At 55.6% G+C, this 12,706-nt stretch carries 8 protein-coding genes; all 8 read right to left on the minus strand.

Annotation, left to right across the window (positions count from 1 at the left end):
• Positions 1-4 precede the first annotated feature (4 nt).
• The 8 genes from ACI48K_RS09680 to ACI48K_RS09715 all read right to left on the minus strand — a co-directional run bounded on the left by ACI48K_RS09680 (position 5) and on the right by ACI48K_RS09715 (position 12,690).
• Positions 5-1,072 (minus strand): substrate-binding domain-containing protein, encoded by a 1,068-nt coding sequence (locus ACI48K_RS09680; RefSeq protein ID WP_475027395.1) that lies wholly within the window; start codon positions 1,070-1,072, stop codon positions 5-7.
• 806 nt (positions 1,073-1,878) lie between these two features.
• Positions 1,879-2,802 (minus strand): hypothetical protein, encoded by a 924-nt coding sequence (locus ACI48K_RS09685; RefSeq protein ID WP_475027396.1) that lies wholly within the window; start codon positions 2,800-2,802, stop codon positions 1,879-1,881.
• A gap of 195 nt (positions 2,803-2,997) precedes the next feature.
• Entirely contained in the window at positions 2,998-3,981 is a 984-nt protein-coding gene (locus ACI48K_RS09690; protein WP_475027397.1) for an ABC transporter permease, read from the minus strand.
• Between the two features lie 240 nt (positions 3,982-4,221).
• The gene (locus ACI48K_RS09695; protein ID WP_475027398.1) at positions 4,222-5,721 is read right to left on the minus strand and encodes a sugar ABC transporter ATP-binding protein; all 1,500 of its coding nucleotides are present in this window, start codon (positions 5,719-5,721) and stop codon (positions 4,222-4,224) included.
• Between the two features lie 239 nt (positions 5,722-5,960).
• Positions 5,961-8,270: a glycoside hydrolase family 3 C-terminal domain-containing protein gene (locus ACI48K_RS09700; RefSeq protein WP_475027399.1), complete on the minus strand. Its 2,310-nt coding sequence runs from the start codon at positions 8,268-8,270 to the stop codon at positions 5,961-5,963.
• A gap of 51 nt (positions 8,271-8,321) precedes the next feature.
• Positions 8,322-9,974: a response regulator transcription factor gene (locus ACI48K_RS09705; RefSeq protein WP_475027400.1), complete on the minus strand. Its 1,653-nt coding sequence runs from the start codon at positions 9,972-9,974 to the stop codon at positions 8,322-8,324.
• On the minus strand, positions 9,964-11,766 hold the full coding sequence (locus ACI48K_RS09710) for a cache domain-containing sensor histidine kinase (RefSeq protein WP_475027401.1): 1,803 nt from the start codon (positions 11,764-11,766) through the stop codon (positions 9,964-9,966). Before ACI48K_RS09710 ends, ACI48K_RS09705 begins: the two co-directional genes overlap by 11 nt.
• A 93-nt stretch (positions 11,767-11,859) precedes the next feature.
• A complete protein-coding gene (locus ACI48K_RS09715; protein ID WP_475027402.1) occupies positions 11,860-12,690 on the minus strand; it encodes a carbohydrate ABC transporter permease in 831 nt (276 codons plus the stop codon).
• Positions 12,691-12,706: the final 16 nt, after the last annotated feature.

Here is a 12,706-nt window from a genome sequence, read left to right on the forward strand (position 1 = left end):
CAGTTTATTCGTAGAGCAGCGGTTTAATATCATCCGCATCAATGTTTGTTTTGTCGTACCAATGGAAGCCCGTATCGATCGTCGGTTCCAGCGCTTCGCCGCGGATGGCCATGACGGCGGCTTTGACGGTCCAATAACCGATGCCGATCGGATCCTGGGTTACCGCGCCGGCCATCGTGCCGCTACGGATCGCATCCGTTTGCAGCTTGCCGGAGTCGAAGCCAACAATCGTAATCTTGCCGTTTTTCCCGAGTTCGTTCACCGCGTTCACGACACCGATCGCCGAGCCTTCGTTGGAACCGAAAATGCCTTTCAGATCGGGATGCCCTTGCATAACCGCTTTGGCCAGATCGGTGGATTTCAATTGGTCTCCGCCGCCGTACTGCACGTCGACGATTTTGATGTTCGGGTATTTCTCCTTGATCTGGTTCATAAATCCGTCGCGGCGGTCAACACCGGTGCGGCTCGTTTGGTCGTGGACGATCAGGGCGATTTCCCCTTCTCCGCCGATCAGTTCGGCCATTTTGTCCGCGGCCAGTGCGGCGGCGGCTTTATTGTCGGTGGCGGCCGTCGTTACCGGGATTTCGCTGTCGACGCCGGAGTCGAAGCCGATGACCGGGATGCCCGCGGCCTTGGCTTTTTCGAGCAGCGGCACGGCCGCCTGGCTATCCAGCGCCGCAAGGCCGATGGCGCTTGGTTTCTTGTCGAGCGCGGCCTGCAGCATCTCGATTTGCTTGTCGACCTGGGATTCGTTTTCCGGCCCTTCAAACGTAATTTCCACGCCGAATTCCTTGGCGCCTTTCTCCGCCCCCTGCTTCACCGCCTGCCAGAACTGATGCTGGAAGCCTTTGGAGATGAGCGGGATGTAAATTTTCTCGTTGTCCGTGCCCGAGCTTTCCGTATTCGCTACGTTGTCTCCGCCGGCATTTTGATTTTGATCGCTCCCGCCGTTTGCGCTATTGGAGCCGGAGTTGTTGCCGCCGCTGCTGTTATTGCCCTCCCCGCAAGCGCTCAGAGCCATCACCATCATCAGCATAAAAATCAAAGCGAGCATCCATTTGTTTTTTCTCATTTCAATCTCCCCTTCAGATTGGTATTGGTAACTCTAATTTAGAATCGAGAACTCTATTTGCATTTACGGCTCTCCGCCATCCCAACAAATGTTGCATAAAGTGCAATATTTGACCGAGCGGCCGACAGCAGCCTGTTTTGTTGCAGAAAGTGCAACATTTCATCCGTTCCGCCTGCCTGTTGCCCGAATTGTTGCATTAAGTGCAACATTCTGGCGCCGACCGGCTCAAAAATGGACTTTGGAGCGAGATTTGTTGTAAAAAGTGCAACTTTTCATCCTCACTACACGCCCATAGCCCCGAAATGTTGCATAAAGTGCAATATTTGACCGAGCGGCCGACAGCAGCCTGTTTTGTTGCAGAAAGTGCAACTTTTCATCCGTTCCGCCTGCCTGTTGCCCGAATTGTTGCATTAAGTGCAACATTCTGGCGCCGATCGGCTCACAAATGGACTTTGGAGCGAGATTTGTTGTAAAAAGGGCAACTTTTCATCCTCACTACACGCCCATAGCCCTGAAATGTTGCCTAAAGTGCAATATTTGACCGAGCGGCCGACAGCAGCCTGTTTTGTTGCAGAAAGTGCAACTTTTCATCCGTTCCGCCTGCCTGTTGCCCGAATTGTTGCATTAAGTGCAACATTCTGGCGCCGACCGGCTCAAAAATAGGCTTTGGAGCGAGATTTGTTGTAAAAAGTGCAACTTTTCATCTTCACCACCCGCCCATAGCCCTGAAATGTTGCATAATGTGCAAAATTCCCCAATTGGCGATCATGAAGAGCTCGGTGTCTTAGCAGTCATAGCTAATTTAGTTATAATGTCGCCCTTTGGTTTTGCGGTTTTGCGGTTTTGCGGTTTTGCGGTTTTGCGGTTTTGCGGTTTTGCGGTTTTGCGGTTTTGCGGTTTTGCGGTTTTGCGGTTTTGCGGTTTTGCGGTTTTGCGGTTTTGCGGTTTTGCGGTTTTGCGGTTTTGCGGTTTTGCGGTTTTGCGGTTTTGCGGTTTTGCGGTTTTGCGGTTTTGCGGTTTTGCGGTTTTGCGGTTTTGCGGTTTTGCGGTTTTGCGGTTTTGCGGTTTTGCGGTTTTGCGGTTTTGCGGTTTTGCGGTTTTGCGGTTTTGCGGTTTTGCGGTTTTGCGGTTTTGCGGTTTTGCGGTTTTGCGGTTTTGCGGTTTTGCGGTTTTGCGGTTTTGCGGTTTTGCGGTTTTGCGGTTTTGCGGTTTTGCGGTTTTGCGGTTTTGCGGTTTTGCGGTTTTGCGGTTTTGCGGTTTTGCGGTTTTGCGGTTTTGCGGTTTTGCGGTTTTGCGGTTTTGCGGTTTTGCGGTTTTGCGGTTTTGCGGTTTTGCGGTTTTGCGGTTTTGCGGTTTTGCGGTTTTGCGGTTTTGCGGTTTTGCGGTTTTGCGGTTTTGCGGTTTTGCGGTTTTGCGGTTTTGCGGTTTTGCGGTTTTGCGGTTTTGCGGTTTTGCGGTTTTGCGGTTTTGCGGTTTTGCGGTTTTGCGGTTTTGCGGTTTTGCGGTTTTGCGGTTTTGCGGTTTTGCGGTTTTGCGGTTTTGCGGTTTTGCGGTTTTGCGGTTTTGCGGTTTTGCGGTTTTGCGGTTTTGCGGTTTTGCGGTTTTGCGGTTTTGCGGTTTTGCGGTTTTGCGGTTTTGCGGTTTTGCGGTTTTGCGGTTTTGCGGTTTTGCGGTTTTGCGGTTTTGCGGTTTTGCGGTTTTGCGGTTTTGCGGTTTTGTAGACTTGCCATCTTGCGAACTTGCCGTCTTGCGAATCCCGACCTGGCGATTCACAGACCCATTTTTTACATCCTGTTGCTTTCTAACTTTTACTTTTCTAACTTTTGCTTTCCAAACTTTTGCTTTCCAAACTTTTGCTTTCCAAACTTTTGCAGCAGCAATCTGCTAATTCTGGACTTTGGACCCTCTGCGCACGCTCATCGCGCCTACTGCTTCTTGCGCCGCCGCAAAATGTCCGCGTACACCGCCAGAATAACTACTCCGCCGACGATCACCGTCTGCCACTCCTGAGGGACGGACAAAATCCGCAAGCCGTTGGTCAACACGCTCATGATGAGCGCCCCGATCACCGTGCCAAGGATCGAACCCTGTCCGCCGCTAAGCGAGGTACCGCCGATTACGACGGCCGCAATCGCTTCCAATTCGTAACCCGCGCCCAGAGAGGGCTGCGCGGAGTTGAGCCGTGAGGCCATGAGCACCCCGGCGATCCCGGCAAAAACACCAGTAATCACGTAGATGACAATCTTCCAAAACGTCACTTTCACTCCCGACAGCCGGGTTGCTTCCTCATTGCTGCCAAGCGCGAAATTATACCGGCCTATGATCGTTTTGGAGAGTACAATTCCCGCCAGTACCGCAAGCCCGAAAAAGATAAACACCGCCAGCGGAACGCCGAGTATCGTCGCCATCGAGATTTTGGAAAAGCCCGGCGTGTCGTTGAAATAAATCGGCTTGGTGCCGGAAACGACCAGCGACAATCCCTTCGTCACCATCATCATGCCAAGCGTGGCGATAAACGGCGGTATGCTCATTTTCGCCACCAGCCAGCCGCTAATGAACCCGCACAGCGCTCCCGCCAAAATCCCGCCGACAATCCCAAACGGGATCGGCAGGTGCCAGAAGCTAATGACCACCCCCACCATGACGGAAGAAAAGGTCATCACCGTCCCTACCGACAAGTCGATCCCGCCGGTGATAATGACAAAGGTGGAGCCTAGCGCGAGTACGCCGATCACGGCCGTGGACAGCATGATGCCGATGATGTTGTCAAAGCGGAAAAAGTTTTCGGATGCCAGCGAAAAAACGATGACCAGCAGGATCAAGCTCGCAAAAGCGAGCACCTTCTGGGTAGCGCCCGCCTGCAGCAGCGCCGGTCTGCCCTTTGCGGCCGATTTTTCAAGTACAGTCACAACTTCGACCTCCTAAAAGTTTTGTGAGGCTAGGCTTCTTTGATTTACACCGCTACAAAACTGGCTTCGGAAGGATCAGCTTAAGTTTTGTAAAGCTAAGCCTCTTTGAATTTACATCGCAGCAAAACCAGCATCGGAAGCATACGCTCAGTTTTGCGATACGTTCAGTTTTGCGGAACATGGGCTCGCAGCATTTTCTTACGCGCAGCTCCCTCACCGGAAGCCGGCTTCTTCTTCCCATCATCCCCGCATCGTAGCCAGCTTCATGATCGCTTCCTGGGTGGCCTCCTCCCCGCGGAGTTCACCTGTAACCCGGCCCTCGCACATCACCAGTACGCGATGGCTCATTCGCAGCACCTCCGGAAGTTCGGAGGAGATCATGATGATCGATTTGCCCTGCCGGACAAGTTCGTCAAGCAGCTTGTAGATTTCGCTTTTGGCGCCAACGTCGATGCCCCGCGTCGGTTCGTCGATGATCAAAATGTCGCAATCGCGGGTGAGCCATTTGCCGATGACGACTTTTTGCTGGTTCCCGCCGGACAAAAATTTCACCACCTGGTTGACGCCCGGCGTCTTGATGTTGAGCGACGAGACGTGGACTTCCGCGTTTTTACGGATTTCCTCCGCCTTCACCCAGCCGAAGCGTTTCCGGTAATTTCCCATGGAAGCCATCGCAAGATTGCTTTTGACGTCCAAGTCCACCAACAAGCCGTAACGCTTGCGGTCCTCGGACAAATAGCCGATGCCGTGTTTTACGGCGTCCGCCGGATTCTTCAAGCGAATCTGCCGTCCGCGGACCAAAATTTCGCCTGCATCGAACGGATCGGCGCCGAAAATCGCCCGGGCCACCTCCGTCCGTCCCGCTCCCATCAGTCCCGCAAACCCGAGGATTTCCCCTCGCTTCAGATAAAAGCTCACATCCTTCAGCGCCGAACCGCGGCGAAGCTTCCTGACCTCAAGCACCTTTTCTTCGCCGACGTCCCCAACGTCGGGTCTCGAGGTTGCGTAAATCTGCCGCCCGACCATCATGGAGATAATCTCGTCGATCTCCGCCTTTTCGGTTTCGACCGTGTCCACATAACAGCCGTCCCGCATGACGGTGATCCGGTCGCTGATCCGTTTTAATTCGTCCATCCGGTGCGAAATGTACACGATGCCGGCGCCTCTGTCGCGCAGTTGCCGTATCGTTCGGAACAATTCGTCGATTTCCGCATCGGTCAGCGCAGCCGTGGGCTCATCCATAATCAGCACCTCGGATCGATAGGAAAGCGCTTTCGAAATTTCCACCATTTGCTGCATGGCGACGGTTAATCCGGCGACTTTGGCCTTGGGATCCAGCTTGACGTTCAATTCCGCAAAAAGCGCGCCAGCCTGCTCGTTCAGCTTCTTCTCGTCCAGCAGCAGGCTGGGCCATTTTCGCGGCTCACGTCCGATGTAGATGTTTTGCGCCACCGTTAAATCCGGCATCAGTTGAAGCTCCTGATGAATGATGCTGATTCCGAGCTGCCGCGCCGTTCTTGTATCCGGTATGGATACATTTTTGCCTTTGTACACAATCGTGCCTGCGTCCTTCTGGTACACCCCGGTCAAAATTTTCATCAACGTCGATTTGCCCGCCCCGTTTTCGCCGACCAGCGCGTGAACTTCCCCGCTCCTCAGTTCAAATCGGCACTCATTCAGCGCCCGAACGCCGGGAAACTGCTTATCGATGCCCTCCATCGAGACCAGAATGTTGTCCATCCGCCTCACCTCGATCTTTTGGTTTCATGATCAGTGTATAGGCCGGGCCGCCCGATTAGAGTGGAATAATCTACTGGAAAAAGTTTAAAATTTTATGATAATTCCGTGCCTTTTATATCGGAAATGACGCTTCTCATCCATTTGTCGATTCGGAGTGCCCCAATCCAGACAAAACAGCGCAAGTAACGGGGCTTACAGCCCCAGATACTTGCGCTGTGAATAAACGATCCTCACATCCACTAAAACGTAACGGCCAACTCGGCGGAAATCGTGTCGCGGCTGTTGCCCCCGACCTGAATGGCGATCTTGCAAGGCACCGCCGCAAATCGCAGTTCCCGATTCCAGATCCCAAGTTCCTCCCGGCTCAGGAGAAATTCGACGGTGCGGCGTTCGCCCGGGTTCAGCTCGATTTTGCTGAACCCTTTCAGTTCGGCGATCCGGCGGGTGATACCCGCTTCCCGAGCCCGTATGTACAGCTGGACCGTTTCCGCCCCGCTGCAGCTTCCCGTATTTTCGACCTCGACGCGGACGGTCACCTGCTCCCCGCTTTCCAGCTCCGCTACCGATATGCTCCCCCGGGACAAAGAAAGCCGGGCATAGGCAAACTCCGTGTAGCTAAGCCCATAGCCGAACGGGTACAGCGGCGCGGAAGGCATGTCGACGTAATTTCTTGTTCGCCCGGGATCCTTTTGATTGTAATACACGGGGAGTTGGGCTGCGGAACGCGGTAGCGATACCGGCAGCTTGCCGCTCGGAGTCGCCTTTCCGAACAGGATCTCCGCGATAGCATGGCCGCCTTCCGTACCGGGATACCACGCACAAAGGACGGCACCGCACCCATCGATGATGCCGGTGAGCTCGTGCGGCCGGCCTTGGATGAGGACGGCGACGACGGGCGTGCCGGTAGCGGCGACGGCCTCGACAAGCTCCCGCTGCACCCCGCCGAGCGACAGGTCGGCCAGGTCGACGCCTTCGCCGCAGTCCATCTCGGACGGGCTGCCCTCCTTTACGATCGCCGCGCCGTTGTCTTCGAAGTCGCCCCCGAATTCGCGGGCGCTGCTCCCGCCGAGCACGAGCACCGCTACGTCCGCGTCCTTCGCGGCTTCCACCGCCTCGGCGATCCCCGCTTTGGACCGGTCGCGGATGCCGCAGCCCAAGACATGAACGACTTCGGCGCCTTCCGGTGCGCATGAACGGATGCCCTGCAGCACCGTCGTTCCGGTCCCCTCGCGCTGGACGCTCGTATAGTCGCCCAGTTGGTTGTACAAGCGGTCGGCGTTCGGGCCAATGACCGCAATCCGCCGCGGCCGGCCGACGATCGGCAGCAATCGGCCCTCGTTTTTGAGCAGCACAACCGATTCGCGGGCCACCTGCAGGTTCAAGGCCCGGAATTCCGGGCTGCCGACGACAGAGATCGCCCGAAGCTCCGGCACGTAAGGCCGGTCGAACAGACCAAGCCGGAATTTAAGCCGCAGCACGCGCTCGGTTGCCCGGTCGATGTCCGCCTCTTGTACCAGCCCTTGGCGGACCGCTTCCTCCAGCGTCGAAAAGGCGGTATCCCATAGACTGAGATCGACGCCCGACGCCAAAGCAAGCGCCGCCGCGGACTCGTGACTGCCGGCAAGCGCCAACAGCCGATCCACGGCGCAGCCGTCCGCCATGACGATGCCGGAGAATCCCCATTCCTCGCGCAGGATGCCGGTCAGCAAATCGCGATTGGCATGACATGGCACACCGTCAATTTCGTTGTATGCCGCCATAAAACCCGCGGCTCCGGCGAGCGCTCCCGCCCGGGCGGCCGGGAGATGGATCTCCCGCAGCTCCCTCGGCCCGATGGCGGCCGGACCGGCGTTGCGTCCGCCCTGCGCCGCTCCCTGCGCGCATAAATGCTTCAGGACGACCCCGACGCGGTCCGGCGCGTCCAACTTCCTCGGGTCGTCGCCCTGCATTCCGCGAACCGCCGCTTCCGCGAAGCGGGCGGCCAAATAAGGATCCTCGCTAAAGCATTCCTCGGAACGCCCCCAACGCGGTTCCTGCAAAATATCCAGCGCCGAGACCAGCCCGACGTGCGCGCCGCGGCTGCGAATTTCCGCCGCCACATGGGCGTACGCCCGCGTCATCAGTTGCGGATTCCAGGTCGCTCCGGCGCCGAGATTGACCGGCAGCAGAGTCCCGTCCAGCGCCTGATGGCCGTGCGGACATTCTTCCGTCAGCAGGACGGGAATTCCCAGCCGGGTATGCTCCAGCACGTACCGCTGGAGCAGATTCGCCACCTTCGCGCTATTCGCCGCGGTGATTCCGTTCCCGTAATTCACGCCCGACCAAGGATCGCTGCGGAACAAGCCGTACAGCGCCCCCATCCCGCCGCCTTTGGCAACCTCATCCTTAAAAGCGTCGGTCAGCTCGAACCCGTCGTCTTCCCGGACGTAGGCGTCCCAACCGTACATCCGCTGATTGAGTTGGCCCACTTTTTCCCGGAGCGTCATCCGGGCCAACAAATCTGCCACCCGCTCCTCCAATGGAGCAGACGGCAACCTGTAAGTTTCCATCCGTGTTCCCCCTGTTTGTCGGCTGATGGCTCAAGGCCATCCGGCCTCCTCCTATTCCTTTCCCGTCTCCTTGCCTGCCGGCGTTTCCTCGCCCGCGGACGCATCCTTGCAGACGCGCAGGCCTCGGTATTCCTTCGGCGTCATGCCCGTATACGATTTGAACACGGACACGAAATATTTGTATTCCTTGTAACCGACCTTGTCCGCAATCTCGAACACCTTGTCATGTGTCGTAGCAAGCAGGTTTTTGGCCTGTTCCATCCGCATCTCGTTCATGTATTCCGTAAAACCTTTCCCCGTGCTCTGCTTGAAAATATAGCTGAAATAACTCGGCGTGATTTTCAGCCAAGAGGCGACCTCGGAGGCTTTGAGGTCCGTGCGGTTGCGATCGATGATGAATCTTTTCGCTTTTTCGACGATCCAATAAGACTTATCGATTCCGCTTTGGTCAACCAGCCGCTGAAGTTCCTTCATGTCCTCCAGGACCACCGTTTCGAGTCCGGCGTAGGAGTTGTAGAAATTCGGGTCCGGCTGCCCCCGGTGGCCGTAATCCAGTCCGGTCATGCCGCTCTTGCGCAAGCGCTGTCGCAGCAGCGCGAACAATTCCTCGTACAGGTTCCAAGCTTCCGGCAGCAGATAACGCGATTCCCGGCAAAAACGGAACATGTCCTCCGCCAACCGGCGTACTTCCTCCCGATCCTGCTTAAACAACGCAGATACGAGTCCCTGCACCGTTTCCGTAATATCGAAGCCCGGCAGCGTCCGGCCGGACATCGCCGCATCTCCGTAATCGGCCGTCAGGACCCGGCGGCCGTCCAGCACATGAAGCGCCAGCAGGCGCACCGCTTCGGCGCAGCGGTCGGCGGTTTCTCCCAGTTCCTCGTAAACGGAAGAAGCGCCGCAGTAAATCCGGCCTCCCGCTCCAGGATTGAGCGACGCCACCGCCATCGCCAGCGATTCGTTCCAAGCGTTCGGCTCAACTCGATCCTTCGATGTCAGTAAGGTCATAAGCAGGTTTTCATGATCAAATACGGATACCGCCCGAAGCGCAGCTCCCTCCAGATGGCGGTGCAGCCCGAGCAGCCAGGCTTCTTGGATCGCTTCGTACCGAGCCGCTTCCATATCGGCAAATCGTTCGTGAAAGTCGGCTAGCTGGGTTGCTATGATGCGGAACTGGACGCCGTCCAGCGAGGGCGGCGGTTCTTTGCCGTACGCCGAGCCGTGCCGGGCCATTCCCGAAAGCCACAGCCCGGTTTCCCGAGTTGTCTCTTCCTTGTCGCCGGTTCGTATGCCGGCAACAATTTTTTTCACGACAGAGGTCAATTCCTCGATGTCGACCGGCTTGAGCAAATAGTCTCCCACGCCAAGCCGGATCGCCCTTCGCGCATATTCGAAATCCTCGTATCCGCTGATCATGACGACCTGAACCGCGGGATGCCGCTGCCGCAACTGCTTGGCCAGCTCCAGCCCGTCCATGCCGTCCATACGGATATCCGAAAGCACCAACTCTACGCCATGTTCCTCGATAACCCGCAAAGCTTCTTTCCCGTCATACGCTTCCCCTACGACTTCCACGCCCAACGTTGCCCAATCGATCGTATAACGCAGCCCCTCGCAGATGACCGCTTCGTCATCCACGATCAGCATTTTCACGCGTTTGCCTTCGCCGGCGGGCTCAGCTTTCGTTCGAAGATCAGGATTCATGGGGCTCACCTCCCGGATGGCCGGCCTCGGCATAGGGGAAACGAAGCTGTACCCACGTGCCTTCGGCCGAAGTGTCGACGATCTCCAAACCGTAATCCTGCCCGAAAAAAATCGATAGTCTTTCGTGAATGTTGTGCATGGCTCCCTCCCTGATTCCGCTCGTTCCCGAACGTTCCAGGTCGCTCCGGATGGCCTCCGCCCTTCCGGGATCCATTCCTTTGCCGTTGTCGACGACGTCCACCAGGACCTTGCCCTCACGGGCATAACAGCGGACGTTCACTTCGCCGAACGGTTTGCCTCGATCCAAACCGTGCTTGATGAAATTCTCCACCAGCGGTTGGATTGTTGCCTTCAGCGTAACCGCTTCCTCGATGCCCGCCTCGGAATAGAGGGTATATTTCAGCTTCTTCTCCCCGAGCCGCCGCTGCTGCAGGTACAAATAGGACTGGGCAAATTCCAGTTCTTTGCGCAGCGTGGTCTGGTAGCTTCCTTGGTTTACGCTGGAACGGAAAAATTTCGACAACATTTCGATCAGTTGGCTCGACTTTGACGCCTTTTCCAAACGCGCCGTCCATCGGATCATATCGAGCGTGTTGTACAGAAAATGCGGATCCATCTGGTTTTGCATCAGTTTGAGTTCGGATTCCCGCTCCCTTAGCTCCAGCTTGTATTTGTGTTCGATCAATTGCTGGATCGTCGATACCATTTCATTGAACTTCCGGTTCAACTCGGAAATCTCGTCGTTGGAATTGACCGGCACCCGTGCGTTGAAATCGCCGTAGGTGACTTTGCTGGTTTCCTTTTTGAGGCGCAAAATCGGACGGATGATCGTATAGTGAAATCCGATCAACGCGGTCAACCCGAGCAGCAGAATCGCCGTCAAGATGACCAGCATGGTCATCTTGATCCCGCGGAATTCCTCGGAAACCTTCGCCTCGGGAATCATGGCAATCACTTTCCAGTCCGTGTTCTCCATCCGTTTGTAAAGGGTCAAATAACGTTGGCCTTCCACCTCGTACGTAAGGTCTCCCCGTCCGTGGGACAACTTGTCCAGAAGCCGCGCGTCCGGCCGGAACGCGTCCGGCAATTGATCCCGCGATCCCAAAATCACCTGGCCTTCCGCACCAACGATAAACACGCTCCCCGCTCCATCCTTGAATATCCCTTTTCCCAGCAGGCTCACGATACTCGCTTCGTCCAAGCGAATGATCAGCCTCCCGACCGGTTTGGTGATCTGGCTGTAGGAGTTAAGAACGCGGAACATCGACAGGACGCGGACCTCGCCGTTCCAGTCGCTATGCAGCGCATAACCTTCGGTCCAGGTAATCCCGCCCTTGCGCGCTTTGGCAGCCTGCTCCCATTTTTGCTCATCGCCGCTGAACGGCTCGCCCATTTCGATGAAGCTGCCGTTGAAGCCGGAAATTTCGATCGCCCGGATGTAGCCTTTCGACATCAGTTGGAACGTCAGAAAATCTTCGATGTTGCGCTTGAGGACCGCTTGCTGCTCGCTGCCAAGCGGAGGCGACGTACGCAGGAAGCTTCTCATATCCGGACTCAAAATCAAATAATTGGCAATATCCTCGACCATTTTGGTCTGCTCGCCGAGCTGGCCTACGACGTTGTCGAGATTTCGCTTGGTCGAATTGATGAACTGATCCCGCAGCACCTGATTAAATTGATATTGCACGACCACGCCAACGCCAAACGTCGGCAGGATGACGAAGAGCAGGAAGATGACAAACGCCTTCCGTTTTAAGCCAAATCTGCCGAGTATCCTTGCGCAGCTCGTCATCGCGCTCGCCTCCGTTGGTCGTGATGTTAGGTCGTAAATTACAATTGAAATTCAAAAGGTCTGGTTGTCGGTACCGAGAACGCTGCCTCCTTCTTAGCCTTTGACCGCTCCCGCCGTCATGCCTGTAACCAGCTGTTTCTGCAAGAGCAGATAAAAAATGATGATCGGAATGAGAGCTATCGTCAGCGCCGCCATTTGCAGGGTGAGACTCGCCGTTTCGATGCCGACGAAGTTAGCCAGGCCAAGCGGCAGCGTCTTGAGGGCGGACGAACTGATCAAGACCAAAGCGAACAAATATTCATTCCAGTTGTATATGAAGTTGAGGATGATGACGGTCGCCATCGCAGGCCTGGTAATCGGGAGAATGATCGACCAGAATATCCGAAAAATTCCCGCCCCGTCCATTACGCCCGATTCCTCCAAATCTTTGGGGAACCCCCGCATGAAACCCTCCAGAATAATGATCGTCAGAGACAGGTGGAACGCCGTGTACGGCAAGATCAGCGATAAATGCGTATCAAGCAGATGCAGTTTTTGCATGATCAGAAAAATCGGAATCAACGTCGCGTGAATCGGCACAAGCATGCCGAGGAGGAACACTCCATAGGTTAACCCGCGAAGTTTGAATTGAAAACGCGATAAAAAATAGGACGCCAAGGCCCCGAAAAATACAGTCACGATCAATGACGCAAACGTAACGAAAAGGCTGTTCAGAAAATAAACGTTCATGTTCGCAACCTTCCACGCCTCCGCGTAGTTGGAGAACTGTAAAGTTTCCGGAAGCGAAAACGGACTGGCCGCATATTCCTGTTCTTTTTTAAAAGAGTTTACCACCATCCAAAACAGCGGAACTATATTCATAATAGCGAATAGGCTTAGAAAAGTGTACGCAAATATTCGGAAGCCTACGGACTTCTTATTCATGGTTGCTCCCTCCTTC

Source organism: Paenibacillus terrisolis (assembly GCF_056171975.1).

Excerpts from the sequence above, each read along its gene's own strand:
- ACI48K_RS09680 (WP_475027395.1), bottom strand. The coding sequence starts at position 1,072 with ATGAGAAAAAACAAATGGATGCTCGCTTTGATTTTTATGCTGATGATG.
- ACI48K_RS09685 (WP_475027396.1), bottom strand. The coding sequence starts at position 2,802 with ATGGCAAGTCTACAAAACCGCAAAACCGCAAAACCGCAAAACCGCAAA.
- ACI48K_RS09695 (WP_475027398.1), bottom strand. The coding sequence starts at position 5,721 with ATGGACAACATTCTGGTCTCGATGGAGGGCATCGATAAGCAGTTTCCC.
- ACI48K_RS09700 (WP_475027399.1), bottom strand. The coding sequence starts at position 8,270 with ATGGAAACTTACAGGTTGCCGTCTGCTCCATTGGAGGAGCGGGTGGCA.
- ACI48K_RS09705 (WP_475027400.1), bottom strand. The coding sequence starts at position 9,974 with ATGAATCCTGATCTTCGAACGAAAGCTGAGCCCGCCGGCGAAGGCAAA.
- ACI48K_RS09710 (WP_475027401.1), bottom strand. The coding sequence starts at position 11,766 with ATGACGAGCTGCGCAAGGATACTCGGCAGATTTGGCTTAAAACGGAAG.
- ACI48K_RS09715 (WP_475027402.1), bottom strand. The coding sequence starts at position 12,690 with ATGAATAAGAAGTCCGTAGGCTTCCGAATATTTGCGTACACTTTTCTA.